The sequence below is a fragment of the Candidatus Villigracilis vicinus genome (assembly GCF_016702885.1).
GTDB classification, from domain to species: Bacteria; Chloroflexota; Anaerolineae; order Anaerolineales; family Villigracilaceae; genus Villigracilis; species Villigracilis vicinus.
In genome coordinates, this window is sequence record NZ_JADJDD010000003.1 from 12,454 (window position 1) to 27,467 (window position 15,014).

19 protein-coding genes are annotated in these 15,014 nt (G+C 50.6%); 16 read left to right on the forward strand and 3 right to left on the reverse strand.

What is annotated here, in order from left to right; all coding sequences use genetic code 11:
* Positions 1 to 27 precede the first annotated feature (27 nt).
* From IPG80_RS03460 to IPG80_RS03485, 6 genes are all read left to right on the forward strand, one after another.
* Entirely contained in the window at positions 28 to 1,140 is a 1,113-nt protein-coding gene (locus IPG80_RS03460; RefSeq protein WP_345102760.1) for a hypothetical protein, read from the forward strand.
* A 32-nt stretch (positions 1,141 to 1,172) separates the two neighbouring features.
* A complete protein-coding gene (locus IPG80_RS03465; protein WP_345102762.1) occupies positions 1,173 to 1,805 on the forward strand; it encodes a hypothetical protein in 633 nt (210 codons plus the stop codon).
* The gene (locus IPG80_RS03470; RefSeq protein WP_345102764.1) at positions 1,802 to 2,140 is read left to right on the forward strand and encodes a hypothetical protein; all 339 of its coding nucleotides are present in this window, start codon (positions 1,802 to 1,804) and stop codon (positions 2,138 to 2,140) included. Before IPG80_RS03465 ends, IPG80_RS03470 begins: the two co-directional genes overlap by 4 nt.
* A 31-nt stretch (positions 2,141 to 2,171) precedes the next feature.
* On the forward strand, positions 2,172 to 2,432 hold the full coding sequence (locus IPG80_RS03475) for a hypothetical protein (RefSeq protein WP_345102766.1): 261 nt from the start codon (positions 2,172 to 2,174) through the stop codon (positions 2,430 to 2,432).
* A gap of 9 nt (positions 2,433 to 2,441) precedes the next feature.
* Positions 2,442 to 2,726, forward strand: coding sequence for a hypothetical protein (locus IPG80_RS03480; protein WP_345102768.1), 285 nt, complete (start codon positions 2,442 to 2,444; stop codon positions 2,724 to 2,726).
* Between the two features lie 62 nt (positions 2,727 to 2,788).
* Positions 2,789 to 3,115 carry an AAA family ATPase gene (locus tag IPG80_RS03485; RefSeq protein ID WP_345102770.1) on the forward strand — a complete coding sequence of 109 codons (327 nt, stop codon included), beginning with the start codon at positions 2,789 to 2,791 and terminating at the stop codon, positions 3,113 to 3,115.
* A 272-nt stretch (positions 3,116 to 3,387) separates the two neighbouring features.
* Here the strand turns inward: IPG80_RS03485 and IPG80_RS03490 are convergent, their stop codons facing one another.
* The 3 genes from IPG80_RS03490 to IPG80_RS03500 form a co-directional block, all read right to left on the reverse strand.
* Positions 3,388 to 3,735: a hypothetical protein gene (locus tag IPG80_RS03490; RefSeq protein WP_345102772.1), complete on the reverse strand. Its 348-nt coding sequence runs from the start codon at positions 3,733 to 3,735 to the stop codon at positions 3,388 to 3,390.
* A 316-nt stretch (positions 3,736 to 4,051) separates the two neighbouring features.
* Positions 4,052 to 4,918 (reverse strand): class I SAM-dependent methyltransferase, encoded by an 867-nt coding sequence (locus IPG80_RS03495; protein WP_345102774.1) that lies wholly within the window; start codon positions 4,916 to 4,918, stop codon positions 4,052 to 4,054.
* A gap of 1,790 nt (positions 4,919 to 6,708) precedes the next feature.
* Positions 6,709 to 7,164: a hypothetical protein gene (locus IPG80_RS03500; protein WP_345102776.1), complete on the reverse strand. Its 456-nt coding sequence runs from the start codon at positions 7,162 to 7,164 to the stop codon at positions 6,709 to 6,711.
* Between the two features lie 971 nt (positions 7,165 to 8,135).
* Between IPG80_RS03500 and IPG80_RS03505 the strand changes: the two genes are divergently transcribed.
* The 10 genes from IPG80_RS03505 to IPG80_RS03550 all read left to right on the forward strand — a co-directional run bounded on the left by IPG80_RS03505 (position 8,136) and on the right by IPG80_RS03550 (position 15,014).
* The gene (locus IPG80_RS03505; protein ID WP_345102778.1) at positions 8,136 to 8,399 is read left to right on the forward strand and encodes a hypothetical protein; all 264 of its coding nucleotides are present in this window, start codon (positions 8,136 to 8,138) and stop codon (positions 8,397 to 8,399) included.
* A 63-nt stretch (positions 8,400 to 8,462) separates the two neighbouring features.
* Positions 8,463 to 8,984: a hypothetical protein gene (locus tag IPG80_RS03510; protein ID WP_345102780.1), complete on the forward strand. Its 522-nt coding sequence runs from the start codon at positions 8,463 to 8,465 to the stop codon at positions 8,982 to 8,984.
* Positions 8,985 to 9,012: 28 nt separating this feature from the next.
* Positions 9,013 to 9,225 (forward strand): hypothetical protein, encoded by a 213-nt coding sequence (locus tag IPG80_RS03515; protein ID WP_345102782.1) that lies wholly within the window; start codon positions 9,013 to 9,015, stop codon positions 9,223 to 9,225.
* 173 nt (positions 9,226 to 9,398) lie between these two features.
* Positions 9,399 to 9,758: a hypothetical protein gene (locus tag IPG80_RS03520; RefSeq protein ID WP_345102784.1), complete on the forward strand. Its 360-nt coding sequence runs from the start codon at positions 9,399 to 9,401 to the stop codon at positions 9,756 to 9,758.
* 64 nt (positions 9,759 to 9,822) lie between these two features.
* A complete protein-coding gene (locus IPG80_RS03525) occupies positions 9,823 to 10,044 on the forward strand; it encodes a hypothetical protein (RefSeq protein WP_345102786.1) in 222 nt (73 codons plus the stop codon).
* 57 nt (positions 10,045 to 10,101) lie between these two features.
* Entirely contained in the window at positions 10,102 to 10,713 is a 612-nt protein-coding gene (locus tag IPG80_RS03530; protein WP_345102787.1) for a hypothetical protein, read from the forward strand.
* Positions 10,714 to 10,723: 10 nt separating this feature from the next.
* Entirely contained in the window at positions 10,724 to 10,867 is a 144-nt protein-coding gene (locus IPG80_RS03535) for a hypothetical protein (protein WP_345102789.1), read from the forward strand.
* A 460-nt stretch (positions 10,868 to 11,327) separates the two neighbouring features.
* A complete protein-coding gene (locus IPG80_RS03540; RefSeq protein WP_345102791.1) occupies positions 11,328 to 12,416 on the forward strand; it encodes a BMP family ABC transporter substrate-binding protein in 1,089 nt (362 codons plus the stop codon).
* Between the two features lie 74 nt (positions 12,417 to 12,490).
* Positions 12,491 to 13,984, forward strand: a complete 1,494-nt coding sequence (locus IPG80_RS03545; RefSeq protein WP_345102793.1) for an ATP-binding cassette domain-containing protein — start codon at positions 12,491 to 12,493, stop codon at positions 13,982 to 13,984.
* A complete protein-coding gene (locus IPG80_RS03550) occupies positions 13,977 to 15,014 on the forward strand; it encodes an ABC transporter permease (protein WP_345102795.1) in 1,038 nt (345 codons plus the stop codon). The genes IPG80_RS03545 and IPG80_RS03550 overlap by 8 nt, the downstream gene beginning before the upstream one ends.

Sequence of the window (15,014 nt, forward strand, 5' to 3'; positions counted from 1 at the left end):
ACGCAAAAAATATCTTCCTGCCAACCCTTGAGAAGCTATGCGTTTTTCGAATTCCTGTCTCCCGCCGTCATCGTTGCCCTCGGTTTTGTCGCTACGAGCAGCGGTTCGCTCTTTCATCTCCCCCCACTTGCGACGTTAGGTTTTACGACTTGGCTCTTTGGGTTTCTTGTCATTCTTTGCCGTTCGATCTTTAAGCGTGTGCCGCAGCGTGATCTGCGAATCTTTCTGGCCGGAATCACTATCTTCTCTAGCCTAACATTCGCAACGCTTAGCACTTATTTCACAATTGGTGTCACCACCCATAGCACCCTACTGCTGCTATTAGTTATGACAATGGCTTTGGTGTTACTTGGAAAAAATACTAAACCCTTCTCAGTGCCCACGCTATCCTTTCATAACCTCTTAGCGCTAAGCGGCAATGAACGCCTGGTGCTAGCAGGAACTATCTTTAGCCAAGCAACCGTCCTCCTGCTTCTTATTCTTAGCCGATATGATGGAGCGCTGATTACGCCGTGGATGATCTTTCCACCTACGAACTTTGCTTTCTTCTTTATTGGTACCGCGGGCGTACTTGCCCTACAACGTCAGACAAACACCGCTTGGATCTGGCCAGCGTGCTCGCAGACATTTCTCGCGGTTGCGCTCTCATGCTTTGTGTACGGAGTAGGCTTTGGCTTTGATCCCTTCATTCACCGGGCCGCTGAGACAGCCCTTATTAATGATGGTTTCATCTATCCGCAACGTTTTTTGTATAGCGGTCAGTATGCGCTCATTGGTAGCCTACACTTTCTTGCCAGACTGCCGATTAACCTGATCGACATCTGGATCCTCCCGCTACTGGCCTCGATTTTCCTGCCTTGGTCCGCCTATCTTGGTCTGCGTGACGGCTGGAAGTTACCAGAGCCTGCGGCACGTTTTGGGTGGGCGTTAGCACTTTTTATTCCGTTCATGCTCTTCACCTTCACCGTTCCATTTACCTTTACCTATGTCATCTATGCTGGAGCGCTGTTTCTTGCGCCACTTACACACACGAGAAGTGCTGGTCTAGTCATGCTGCTGCTTGCTAGCGTCTCATGCTTATTTCACCCCCTTTTAGGTGCGCGACCCTTATTCTACTGGCCGCTAGCTACCTATATCTAAGACAGATAACAGTTTCTCGTAAAATTCTTGTCTTGATTCTTTTCTTCATTGCTAATGCCATCGCGCTACCACTCCTACTTGCGATCTATCAACACAGTAATGGTGTTCGCATTGACCTCGGGGCACTGATTGCAAATGTTCATGGCTTTAAAATTCTATTTGCTAACCCCTTTCCTGGCTACAGTCCGCTGATTAAATTTTCATATCATCTCATCTATTGGCACCGCTACTGGCAACCGGTCTTTGGTATCGTCGTTGCCGCTATTGCTTCATTATTTCTTGCTAAACGCTATCCATCAACCATCCCGTGGCTCATCTTCATTCTCAGCACGCTTGCGACTATCTATCTCACGTCAACGCTCTTTGTTTACAAAGACATCATCGCCCATGAACAACATGAGTTTGCGCTGCGTCTACTGCAGTCGCTCTACCTAGGTGCTGCTCCGATTCTTGCGCTACTAATATCACCACTTCTCAGGGCGATACGCGCTAGCTATTCGCTACTAGCGGCGACCATCACGCTGTCTTGGTACTTTAGCTATCCGCAATACAACGCCAAGGCCGCCTCCTACTCGCCGAGCGTGAGCGCTGCTGATATAGCGGCAGTTCACACTATTGAAGCTATGAGCGGGGCGATGACTATCTTGTCTTATCAAATCAGATGACCAGCGCAGCGGCGCTACAGGAGTTTGGCTTTGCGGCCTATCACAATTTTGAAGGCGAATCTGTACTGTGGTACGCCATTCCAACCGGAGGAAAATTATATCCGTACTATACCGATCTTATTTATAGCGGCTCAACAGACCCGATCGAGGCGCTGTTTGAAAAAACTGATATCGATCGTATCTATGTCGTTATTCACACCTACTGGCCATGGTCAACTGATTTTATCGATCAACTTAAGGTAGAATGTGAACAGTATCAGCTTATTCAACGTGACATTCATTTATTTGAGTTTGTACGCTATGCGGAAGGTAACCAAAACGAAAGCGATAATTAAGACAAGTACGGTTGTAGCTGTCGGAGGTGCCATGATGCTGGCAGCGGCGGCGGCGGCTCTTACGATCCGTCCGAACTTACTCAACATTCGTTTTAAGCCATATTCTGGTGATATTTGTCGGGTTCCGGGATATAGCACCTCTGGCTATATTAAAGTTCCTTGTAACAATACCTGTCTTGTTCCCGGCTATAACGCCCCTTCTGGCTACATCAAAGTACCGTGTTATACGCCAACAACGCCTGGATACAACACACCAACACCTGGATACAACGTGCCGGGCTACGGTCGATAATTTCTTACTATGGAGGAAGCCGTCATTTCAGTTATTGGGATCGCGGCTTTGGTTTTTGTTGTTTTGATTTTCCTCCAGTCCATTAAGCGCAAGGGCGTTATTAGTAACGCCTATGGCACAGATCTTACGGCCCAGGCGGCTCAAGGATTACTTGATCCCTTTAATGGTCGTGAGAAAGAAATTGACAGGGTTATTCATGTTCTCATGAGACGAACAAAGAACAACCGCTGCTACTTGAGCCCCAGGTGTTGGCAAAACCGCTATTGTGCACGGATTAGCAAAACGTATTATTGATGAAGATGTCCCAAAAGGACTAGTCGGAAAACGTGTATTATCTCTTGATCTAGCCCGCTGTCATGAGTGACACCAAATACCGTGGCGAACTTGAACAGCGTTTGCGTGAGATCCTTAAAACTCTAGAGGAGGCGCCACGCACGACGATTCTGTTTATCGATGAGATCCACATCCTGGAACAAGCCAAGGGCACGGAGGGTGCAGTGAATATTAGTGATATTTTAAAGCCAGCGCTTAGCCGAGGTGATTTACAGATCATTGGCGCAACTACCTGGGATGAGTACGAAGAGTACATACACCCAGATGCAGCACTTGATCGTCGACTGCAGCCGGTGCTCGTGGACGAACCAACAGCAAAACAAGCTCTACACATGCTGCAATCTCTTTGACCAGCGTATGAGGCTTTTCATGGCGTTAAAATTCCTGACAAGACACTGGAAGCTGCGATCACGTTATCAGAAAAGATCACTGGCCGATTTCTGCCTGATAAGGCGATTGACGTTATCGACGAAGCCTCTGCCAAAGTTGCGATTGAATGTCCTGACCATCAACATGGCAAAGCCTTAGGCGTGATACACGCCGCGGCTTCAACCGCTGAAGACACGGTCACTATTGATGACGTCAAAAGCGTTGTTGACCAATGGACCACGCAACGCAAAGTTCAACCTCGTTCAAAATCACGATAGATGGCAAGCGAAGGCTCGGCAACCACGGTCTGCCGAGTTTTTGTTATGGGGTGTTCAAAACCAAATGAACGAGCAAAAAGCGCAATCGCTGGGCCACCATCATCAGCAAGTAGCTTGAGTGAGGCACCGTATTTAGCATCTCCTGCAATCGGCGTACCGAGAGACTTCATAGCCACCCGAATCTGATGTGGTCGGCCAGTTTTTGGATACACTTCAACAATTGATAGCTGATCTTTTGTTTGTAAAACTGTGTAGGTCAACTCTGCCTTGAGCGACCCTGGTACCTCATCATCAAAAGCAGTAACGATATTCTTTGCCCTCATCCTTCACAAGCCACTGCACCACACTTCCCTTTGGCTGCTTTGGCACACCCTCAACCACTGCCCAATACACCTTCTCAACGGTGTGGCGACGAATTTGATCGGATAGCCGACTAGCGGCCTTACTTGTTTTAGCAATAGCACCACTCCCCCAACCGGACGATCCAAACGATGAAGAAGACCGACGAAAACATTGCCTGGTTTATTGTGACGCACCTTGATGTCATCCTTTACCCAATTCAAAAGATCACGATCTTGAGATGAATCGCCTTGGGTTGGCATGCCGTGGGGCTTATTTACGGCAATGAGGTGATTGTCTTCAAAGAGAATACGCATGCTTACCAAGTGGCGCGCACGACGACGCCGGTTGGGAGCAGAAATCTACGTTGCGTTTGCTCCTCAAGCGTGAGTTCAGCGCTTTCGATCGTAGCTGTGGCACGGTGGTCTTAACAATATTCTCAACGGCGAGCGCTGGAAAACCGAGTGAGTAGGCGTTCACGAGGAGCATTCCTGACTCTTCCTTCAAAAGCTGACGACAGCCGGCAAGGAGCGCAGCAAGATGATCCTCAAATTGCCACACCTCACCCTCTGGCCCACGACCAAAGGCTGGTGGATCCATCAAAATAACATCGTATTTACTTTCACGACGAATTTCACGAGCCACAAACTTCTGCGCATCATCAACAATCCAACGGACTTTCTTCTCTTGCAAGTTTGAGGTTTCAAGGTTTTCTCGACCCCATGTGACAACTGGCTTACTGGCATCAACGTGCGTGACATCACAGTCAACGCTAGCTGCCGCTACCGAGGCGCCGCCGGTGTATCCAAACAGGTTTAAAACGCGCATGCCTGGCTTCAGGTGCTTGCGTAGCCACTGCCAGTTACTTGCTTGCTCAGGAAACAGGCCAGTGTGCTTAAAGGACGTTGGACGAATGCGGAACACTAAATCCTCCCAACCGATCGTCCACATAGGTGGTACCTCATGCTTTACAAGCCACTCGCCTTCTCGAACCTGGCGCTTGTATGTTAAATGCGCGCTCTCCCATTCTTTACGACCCTCACGCGGCCACATGGCCTGCGGATCAGGGCGAATCATAATGACATCACCAAAACGCTCGAGCTTCTCGCCGTTACCAGAATCTAGCAGAGCGTAATCTACCCAGGGAGCTATTTCGCGAGTCAACATACAAATTACATGAACCACCAAAGGATAAGAATTCCAACAAACACCCGATACACAGCAAAGCTCATGAGCGAGGCGTGCTTGGCAACATACAAGAACAGACGAATCGCTAGCAGTCCCGAGAACATAGCACTAAGGAAACCCACGATCAAAGGTAGCATTTCAACATCGAGTCCGTTTTGTATGGAGTCGATCGTGGTCAGCTGACCAGCGCCAGCAATGGCGGGAATGGCTAGTAGGAACGAAAGCGCGCGGCAGTTTCTCGAGATAATCCGAGCGCTAAACCAGTTGTGACCGTAACCCCGGAACGTGACGTCCCCGGGATCAGCGCGAGCGCTTGAGCAATGCCCAAGAGGATCGCATCTCGCCATGAAGTCTGAGCAATGAGCGTTGACTTACGGCCTTTGGCAAAGTAATCCATCACCAAGAAGAACACCCCAGAAGATCAAGGCTACGCCAACAACAAGTGGCGTACGTGCCAGATCAAGAAGGTCACCAAGCGCGAAGGCGACAAGGGCGGCTGGGATCGTGGCGATGATGATCTTGATAATTAAGCTGCGCTCTGGCCCAGCACTTTTAACAGCTCGCGAACTAACGTGCCAAATATCTTCTCTAAGCGCCACGATGACGGCAATAAGCGTAGCAACATGAACAGCAACATCAAAGGCTAGCGCCTGCTCTGGCCAGCCCTAAAAGCGCTGGCACAATAAGCAAATGCCCCGAGCTTGAGACAGGAAGAAACTCGGTAATCCCTGTACCACGCCAAGAACCACTGCCTGCAGGACTGTCATACCTAAAAGGTAATACGTTCATTTGGCAAGACGGCAACCTTGGCGCTCGAGGTAGCTGCTGGCGGCTGTGGAGCCCTCAACCTTTGGTTGTTCTGCCTGTGGTCGCGCTGGTGCTGGTGATACCTGCTTGACCGCTCGCTGAACAGGCTGATCAATCTTAGGAGCCTGCGGCTTTGGCGCTTCTTGACCGGCATTTTGTTACTACCAAGATCAGCAAGCGACGCACTTTTTCGCCGACAGGAGCTGGCTTAACCACAATCTCACCATCACGCACGGATGGCGGACGCGTGACCACTGGCTGCGGTTGACGATCACGGAACGGTCACTGCCTCCCCCGCCTGGCTTAGCGCTACCACTAGGTGGTGCACCCTTACCTCCGCCACTTGGCTTGCCGCCACGCCTTTGACGTTCGGAATCTGATGATTGGCTTACAGGTCGCCAATAAATTGGCCGGGAACGATCAAGTTCAATTGGCAACTTAAAGACGGTGCCCGCAGCGCGGGCAGGTGTACTCATGCATGTAGCGCTCTTTCTTGGCCTCTTTCCTGGCCTTTTGATACCTCAGCCATTTTTTCATCAACGTCGTTCCTGACCGAAGCCGCTCCAAACGGCGACCTTATCCCTGAATCTGTTGACGATTACCACCGTAACGCTCGCGCGACTGCTGGACAACCTTCTCCATGGAACCAGTACGCTGGGCAATCGGCGGCAAAGTAGCGCTGAAAATGGTTGACTAGCAACATGTCGATCATTAGCTTGGAGGGGATAGCGTTTGGCAGGTTTAGAAATATCGTTGGCGGTAAAGCGCGGCGCAAACTCAGTTTCTAGGAAACTCATCCTACCCACGCGGAACGAGATAATCGTACCAGACGTTACCGAAAACGGCATCACGCACTGGTTCGACAGCTGCTAATGTATTGGTGAGCCATGTTTAAACCTAAACGATACTTACGAGCCCCGGAAAGATTGCTCGCAAAGGAATCGACGGCAAGGTTTTCGGATTCATCCACGTAGAGATAAAAATCGCGGCGCTCTTTTTTCTGGCATGCTGACTGCGCTCCACTTGGGCGCAACCTGCATTTTAGTGATGCAGCATGCCGCCTTAAGAGGCGAGCATCTCCACCCCTCGACCTCTTGAAAGGTTGATAATTGAAGATCTTGCCCATCCACGATCTCCCGAAGATTGATGGAAGAATTTGCCTGCGCAACAACGATTTGCGAATAACCTCGGACGAAATAAATTGACCGGATCTTGTTTAATCGCGCTACGGCTTCCGTAGCAAACTTAGCAATAAGCGGCAAACCCTGGACCCAGAACTGCTTAACGATGGGATCTTTGATGTTTTTAACGATCTCTAAACGGTAATCTTGTCCGACAACATGCGATTCACACCAGGCATGGTGGTTCCCGGAGTATCCAAAAGCGCTAAAATAGTGTTGTTCAAAATCGTACTCCACACGCGCACTCCACACGTTCCTCCCAGATCTTTAAAGACCGACATGAGAGGGCTAGCCACCAAGTTCTTCTTGGGTCGGACCAATTGCTTCAGAATATTGAAAGCAATCGGTGCTCATCTGATGGATTAAAGTGGACGACGCCATTAATACGCCACGCCGGAATGCAATCCAAAATCTTCTCAGCGGTATCACCGGTGGATCCACGTAACAGCAACCATGACCAGCGTAAATATCCGCTAAAAGCATGTTCTCCAAAAGGGTCGTCTTGCCCATACCTGTCCTACCAATCACGTAGACGTGCGGCGGCGGTGTCGGTCTTAATACCAATTTCAAGCACTTCATTGCGGAAATTTGTTTGGCCGAAGTGGACAATCGTGTTTTCGTGGTCAAGACGGGGACGCTGTTCACCCTGACGATACGTTTCCAGACTGGCAGATTCCGAGGCGTATCAGCGCTGTCCGCGTTGGGGACTGGAGCCACCCAGGACGGGTTGGAGCATGAGGACGAGGCCAATTGGGGAGCTGGTAACTCCTCTTGTGGCTCACCGGCAGCCAGCTCATCGTCTGAAGTACATTAAAGAAAAGGCTCTGACCAGCCAGGGCACTTGGAGCAGCAACCACAAACGACAGCTCTTGGAGCCTCCACGACGCGCACCAACGCCAGAGTGACGGCGTACGAGCATCGAAGGCCGGGAAGTGAAAAAGTGTTGCCAATCCCTCCGAATCTGTTAATGCGGCGACGCTGCGCATCGAAAAAACGGTTATTAAGGGGTTATCATCTTCTTTGACGACCAGGCACCGGCTGTTAATCAATGTAATCATCATTTGGTACTGATGGACCAGCGCCGTACTAAGCACGGTTAATCCGCTCGCCATAATCGCTGGCTGAGGGCAGGGGGCAAGGCGATAAAAAAAGCGATAACGGGAAGATCAGGAAACCGCCCCTGCGGGACATCCATCCATCTCGTCGATATGATCGAAGCAGGCTGGAATCTTGCCATCGGACACGGCAATGGACCGCAGGTGGGGTTTATTCTTCGCCGTTCAGAGATCGCAGCAAAAGCTGAAGGAATGCATGAAGTCCCGTTGGATGTCTGCGGTGCTGATTCGCAAGGCGCGATCGGGTACGAATTCCAGCAGGCACTCCGAAATGAATTCTTTAAAACGCAAGGTCAACCGAAAAGCTGCAACGGTCGTCACCCAAATGCTGGTCGACAAAAACGACACGGCATTTAGCAAGCCTACCAAGCCCATCGGCTCTTTCATGGATGAAGCCGAAGCCAAACGCCGTGAAAAGAAATGGGTTGGTCTGTGGTCGAAGATGCCGGACGTGGCTGGAGGCGGGTGGTGGCCTCTCCATTGCCCAAAGAGATCGTTGAACTTGATGCCGTCAAAACATTGATCGACGCCGGACAGATCGTGATCACGGTTGGCGGCGGCGGAATCCCCGTGATTGACCGCGGCGACGGCGAGCTTGTTGGTACTGCAGCCGTCATCGATAAAGACTTTGCATCCTCTCTGCTTGCTCAAGCCCTAAAAGCTGATCTATTCCTGATCGCCACAGCGGTTGAGCGTGTAGCCATAAATTTTGGCAAACCAGAACAAAAATGGCTTGAAAAGATGACCGTGGCAGAAGCCAAGGCTTATCTTGAAGAAGGCAAGCACTTCGCAAAGGGCTCAATGGCTCGAAAATTCAAGCAGCCATCTGGTACCTTGAAAATGGCGGCAAGGAAGCCTCATCACCAACCCCGAAAGCATTGGGCGTGCATTGAAAGGCGAAACAGGAACTCAGATCGTTCCGTAAACTATAGGTCACGCTGACAGCGTGACCTACGTCTGTATTGATTTCATGAAAAAAATTACCAACCGTCTGAATTCCATCACCTTTACACCGCGTAGTACGGTTTGGTTCCTGCTGTTTATTGCCGTTTTTACTTATGCCTTGTTCTTTTGGCAACGTGGTTTTTATTGGGATGAATTCCCCTGGGCGTGGATCCATTACCGGCTCGGTCCAGCCATGTTGACAAAAACCTTTACCACCAGCCGTCCGTTTTGGGGATGATCTATCAATTGACCTTGCCGATCATCGGACCCAACCCGTGGATCTGGCAACTTTTGCCATCCTCCTGCGTTGGGTAACAGCGGTCTTGTTATGGAAGATCCTGCGGGAGCTTTACCCGGCACATCCCAAACCCGCCTTGTGGGCAAGTTTACTTTTTTCTAGTTCACCCCGGCATGGGACAGCAATTCATCGCCTTGATGTACAGCCATTTTTACATTGTGCTCTCGGCGTTTTTGCTTTCCATTTACTTTTCCATCCTTGCCGTCAAAGACGAGAAGCGGCGTTGGTTGTACTTCATAGCTTCATACCTGCTTGCTGCTGTCAACTTGTTGACGATGGAGTATTTTACTTCCTGGAATTTGGGCGGCTGTTCATCTTTTTCAACTCCTGCCAGGCATTTTAAAGAACGGACAAAGAAGGCAATTCTTTACTTCCTACCGTACTTTACCATTTTTCTGGGCGTCACTTTCTGGAGAATGTTCTTTTTCAATTCCAAAATGCCAGTTATCCCTATGTCCTGCTCGATAAATTAAAAGCGGACTTTTTCGCGGGCTCTTGTTCTTCTTCAACCAAATCCTCTTGAGCTTTTGGCGGACTGTGTTCGAAGCCTGGCTCTTGCCCATTCTCACCATTGGGATGACTGATTTCGGACCGCTCACTCTGTCTTTGATGTTGGTCCTGTTATTCTTGAGCGTTCTCTTCACTGGAACCTATCTCTTCGCGTTCCAGGCAGAGGATGCCAGCGGAATGGTTTCGCCAAACAAGCCGGTTGGATCGGCTTGGTCTTCTGGGGTCTCTCTGGCGGGTCGGTCTGGTTGATCGGCGTTGTGCCGCAGTTCAATTTCTCATTGGATCGTTTTATGCTGCCCTTTATGCTTGGCTCCAAGCATTTTGCTGGCAAGCATGATCGCACTGATCAGGACCCCGCGTGCACAAATGATCCTGGTTGCACTGTTGGTCGGCTTTGCTGGCAGTCGTCATTTCCAACTTGAAGAGGTGTATCGCAGTGACTGGCTAACGCAGCAGGAACTCTTCACACAAATGAGTGAGCGCATTCCGGGCTTGGCGAAGGGCACGATCTTGCTTTCCAATGACATTCCAGTGACATATTACTCTGATAATTCATTGACGGGACCATTAAACTGGATATATAGCCCGCCCGGTGAAATGAATGTGATGCTTTATTTTGCATCCATTCGTGTTGGCAAAACCCTCCCCAGCTTGGACCCTGGACAGCCGCACCAGTTGTATTACATTGGTCCGACCTTTCATGGCAACACTGATAATATTCTCGTTGTCAATTTTGAGCCGCCGGGTTGTTTCCGCGTAATCGACCCGGAAGTGGAAGTGGATAATCGTCTACTTGCCGCCTGCGGTGCGCGATGCGGCCTGGGCTTCAGATCAGAGTGTGATCCTGTTCGAGAAACAGAACCAGTTACCTCGTCAGTTTTATCGAGGCGCGCAGGAGCCGGATTGGTGTTATTTTGAGCAGGCCGAGTTGGCACGTCAAAAAAGGGATTGGGAAACTGTTACCCGTTTGGGCGATGTGGCGTTCGCCCTGAACGATCACCCTAACGACCCGCTGGAATGGTTCGTTTTCATCGAAGGGTACGCTCATAAAGGTGATTGGAAAAAGCGGTAGAATTGTCGAAGCATCGTACAAGATCTCAAAGAATTATGTTGGTCCGTTATTGTGCAATTTATGGGCGCGTATCGAGCGTGAAACCGAAGGTACGCAAGAGCAAATTTCTGTGATAAGTGATGTTCAAAACGAATTTGGATGCTTACCTTAAAAATGCGTTGTTACTTTCTTCACGAATGAATTAGTTTGGTAAAATTGTTTAGACAACTTAGAGGAAGGTTTCGTAGAATTTCACCTCCCTTGGCTTGTCAAGACAAATATATTTCAAAAGGAGAAGAAATATGCGTAATTTTTTGCCCGCCTCGCCGTTTTGGCGTTGGCACTGATGCTCGTTCTTTCCGCCTGTGGTGGTCAGCCTGCCTGCGACTGAAGAGGCGCCTGCCGCCACTGAAGCCCCGCTGCTGCCACTGAGGCACCTGCCGCCACTGAAGCTGCTGCTGCCGAACCTTTCGTTTTCGGTATGCTGCTCGTTGGTCCGTACAACGACAACGGCTGGAGTCAGGCTCACTACGAAGCCGGCAAGTATGTGGAAGAAAACCTCGGCGCGACCATGCTTTATCTGGACAAGGTCAACCCCGCCGACCGCCCCGGCACCACCCCCGACCAGCTCGCTGAAGAACTGGTTGCCCAGGGCGCGAAGCTCGTCATCTTCAACTCGGATGATATGAAAGATGCTTCCACCACTTTTGCCAAAGCTCACCCTGATGTTTATGTCATCATGGCTTCCGGCGATCAGGTCTGGTCCGATGGCAAGGCGTTTGAAGCCATGCCGAACCTGACCAATATCATGGGACGCATGGAATACGGCAAGATGATGGCTGGTTGTGCCGCCGCTCTCGCTTCCGAGACCCATAAGATCGGTTATCTTGGACCGTTGATCAACGATGAAACCCGCCGCTTGGCAGCCTCTGCCTACCTTGGCGCGAAGTATTGCCATGAGAAGGCTGGTGGTGATCCCGCTTCCCTCGAATTCAAAGTTACCTGGATCGGCTTCTGGTTCAACATCCCTGGCGTGACCCTCGACCCCGTTCAGGTTTCCAATGACTTCTACACCACCGATTACGATGTGGTTATCTCCGGTATTGATAACCCCGTCAACCTTGGCGAAGCCGCGAAACTCAAGGCTGAAGGCAAGAATGTCTCTGGCGTTGCCTATGACTATGTAGCTGCTTGTGAAGCCGCTCCCGAAGTTTGTATCGGTGTTCCGTACTTCAATTGGGGTCCGGAGTACGTGAAGGCAATTACCTCCGCTCAGGATGGTTCATGGTCTTCTCAGTTCCTTTGGGCAAGTCCTGATTGGGCTGATATCAACAACCCCGATACTTCCATTGTTGGCTTTGAGAAGGGTCCCGCATTGGCTGAAGATGACGCCGCCGTGTTGGATGAATTCATCACCGAACTCGCTGGTGGGCTGAACCTCTGGTCTGGTCCCATCAACTTGCAGGATGGCACCGCCTACCTCGCCGACGGTGAAGTTGCCTCTGACCAGCAAGTTTGGTACCTGCCGCAACTGCTCGAAGGCATGGAAGGCTTGAGCGCTTCCGAATAACGTAGTTCCCTTTGTAGGGGCGAGGTTTCCTCGCCCCTACATTCATTAATCATCATGGAGGACCCGCACCGACCATGAACGTCGAACTTAAGAACATTCACAAGCACTTTGGCAAGACGTACGCGAATAAGGGTATCAACCTCGTCATTCAGTCCGGCACGATTCAGGGGATTCTGGGAGAGAATGGCGCAGGCAAAAGCACGTTGATGAAAGTCCTCTCTGGCTTTATCCAAGCCGACTCTGGCGGCGAGATTATCCTCGATCGTAAATCCGTCGTCATTCAATCTCCCGCTGATGCGATCCATGTTGGCGTGGGTATGTTGCATCAAGACCCGCTGGATTTTCCGCCCATGCGCGTTCTTGATAATTTTTTGCTGGGGCGTTCGGGTGGTCTTTTTCCGAATCGCGCCTCTGCCCGGCAGGATTTCACAGATCTTGCCACACAGTTCGATTTTTCCCTTGACCCCGATAATTATGTAGATGCCCTGACCGTGGGCGAACGACAACAGTTGGAGATCATCCGTCTGTTGTGGATGGGTGCGCGTGTGCTTATTTTGGATGAACCCACCACGGGAATCAGTGCTTCTCAAAAACAAAAACTATTTGCCACGCTCAAAAAACTTGCAGAGCAGGGCATGACCATCATTTTCGTCTCACACAAACTGGAGGATGTTGAATTCCTCTGCAATCAGGTCGCTGTGCTGCGGGCAGGCGAATTGGTTGGCGAAATGAAGCCGCCATTCGATACCGCCAAACTGGTCGAGATGATGTTCGGCAAGGTAGTGACGCTCGGTGAGCGTCAGCCTGCCAAGACGGGGGACACTGTACTTTCTCTTCAAGATATTTCACTTGAAGATGTGCGTTTGAAGATCAAGAATGTGAGTCTGGACTTGCGTGCTGGTGAGGTCGTGGGTCTCGCCGGGTTGGAAGGTTCCGGTCAAGGCATGTTCATCCGCGCATGTGCAGGGCTTGTCCGCCCGGTGGGTGGCAAGGTTCTCCTAAAGGGAAAAGACCTGACCGGGAAACCCTACCATGCCTTCAAACACGATGGCGTCAACTTTCTGCCCGCCGCAAGGTTAGAAGAAGGTTTGGTCCCAGGCTTGAGCCTGACAGATCACTTTGTCCTTGCAGAAGAGCCGAAAGGTGTATTCATTGATCGGGCCGCCGGACAAAAATTGGCAGAAGACCGGATCAAATCCTTTAATATCCGCGGCACACCCACGAGTACAGTGGAGTCTCTTTCGGGCGGCAACCAACAGCGTGCAGAATTGGCATTACTCCAAACGCCGCTCTCTTTGGTTTTGCTTGAACACCCCACCCGCGGCTTGGATATTGAATCGGTCATCTATATCTGGAGCAAACTCAAAGACCGCTGCAAACAGGACGGCGCGGCGATCATTTTTATCTCATCTGACCTGGAGGAAGTCTTGCAGTATAGTGATCGTCTTCTGGTCTTTTTCAGCGGCAAGGTGTCAGAACCCATTGATGCGGCGACTACTACTGTGGAGCAACTAGGACAATTGATCGGCGGCAAGGGCTGGCCTCAAAAAGGAGGCTCGAATGCTTAAGTCTAAAGCTGGAGGTTTCATCTTCCAACTGGCAGCCTTTCTGCTTGCTCTGGGTTTCGTCTCGTTGATCCTTGTGGCTGTCGGCGCTTCTCCTGTGGATGCGTATAAGAATATGTTGACCGGTTCCATCGGCTCAATGCGCAAGTTCGCCGAAGTGCTGGTTTCTTTTGTCCCATTGCTGTTGGTGACGGCGGGATTGCTTGTCACGTTTTCGGCAGGGCTCTGGAATATCGGCGTGGAAGGTCAGATCGTGCTGGGTGCCATCGGCTCCGTCTGGGTGTTGCGTCAATTTGTGGATAGCACATTATCACCTGCGATCATCATCACGCTTTCTATTTTAGGCGGAATGATCGTTGGCGCTTTATGGGCGTCATTGGCGGGAATGTTGAAAACCTTTGGCGGTGTCAATGAGATTTTTGGCGGATTGGGCTTGAACTTTGTTTCAACCGCATTGACACTGTATCTTATTTTTGGCCCGTGGAAGCGGGAAGGGGTTGCATCCATGAGTGGAACAGAACCTTTTCCAGACACCTTCTCTCTGCCGCAACTGCCAGATCTCCGCATCAGCCCTTGGGCGCTTGCCATTGCGATCGTTGCCATTGTGATCGTATATTTCATCTTACAAGGCACATACTTCGGCTTGAAGATCAAGGCAGTGGGGAAAAATATCCGCGCAGCGTACCTGCTTGGCATTCCCACCTGGCAATACTCCCTATACTCTTTCCTTATCTGCGGTGCGCTTGCCGGGGCTGCCGGAGCATTGCAGGTGACGGCGGTTTATCATCGCCTCATTCCTGCCATCTCCAGTGGATACGGTTATCTTGGTTTGATGGTGGCGATGCTGGTTAATTATCAGGCGATCTGGGCTGTACCCGTGGCGCTTTTCTTTGCGGCGCTGAACATCGGTAGCATTCAACTCCCGATTGTTTTGAAACTGGACTCGTCTCTTTCCGGCGTGTTACAGGGTATTTTAGTGCTCTTTGTGTTGCTCACCGAGGGCGTTCGTCAAAAATTCGTGAAGAAGGCATGA

Coding starts and splice junctions, on each gene's coding strand:
- IPG80_RS03545 (WP_345102793.1), top strand. CDS start 12,491: ATGAACGTCGAACTTAAGAACATTCACAAGCACTTTGGCAAGACGTAC.
- IPG80_RS03490 (WP_345102772.1), bottom strand. CDS start 3,735: ATGAGGGCAAAGAATATCGTTACTGCTTTTGATGATGAGGTACCAGGG.
- IPG80_RS03510 (WP_345102780.1), top strand. CDS start 8,463: ATGGGTTGGTCTGTGGTCGAAGATGCCGGACGTGGCTGGAGGCGGGTG.
- IPG80_RS03495 (WP_345102774.1), bottom strand. CDS start 4,918: ATGTTGACTCGCGAAATAGCTCCCTGGGTAGATTACGCTCTGCTAGAT.
- IPG80_RS03505 (WP_345102778.1), top strand. CDS start 8,136: ATGATCGAAGCAGGCTGGAATCTTGCCATCGGACACGGCAATGGACCG.
- IPG80_RS03470 (WP_345102764.1), top strand. CDS start 1,802: ATGACCAGCGCAGCGGCGCTACAGGAGTTTGGCTTTGCGGCCTATCAC.
- IPG80_RS03480 (WP_345102768.1), top strand. CDS start 2,442: ATGGAGGAAGCCGTCATTTCAGTTATTGGGATCGCGGCTTTGGTTTTT.
- IPG80_RS03520 (WP_345102784.1), top strand. CDS start 9,399: ATGGGACAGCAATTCATCGCCTTGATGTACAGCCATTTTTACATTGTG.
- IPG80_RS03475 (WP_345102766.1), top strand. CDS start 2,172: ATGATGCTGGCAGCGGCGGCGGCGGCTCTTACGATCCGTCCGAACTTA.
- IPG80_RS03550 (WP_345102795.1), top strand. CDS start 13,977: ATGCTTAAGTCTAAAGCTGGAGGTTTCATCTTCCAACTGGCAGCCTTT.
- IPG80_RS03515 (WP_345102782.1), top strand. CDS start 9,013: ATGAAAAAAATTACCAACCGTCTGAATTCCATCACCTTTACACCGCGT.
- IPG80_RS03540 (WP_345102791.1), top strand. CDS start 11,328: ATGCTGCTCGTTGGTCCGTACAACGACAACGGCTGGAGTCAGGCTCAC.
- IPG80_RS03485 (WP_345102770.1), top strand. CDS start 2,789: ATGAGTGACACCAAATACCGTGGCGAACTTGAACAGCGTTTGCGTGAG.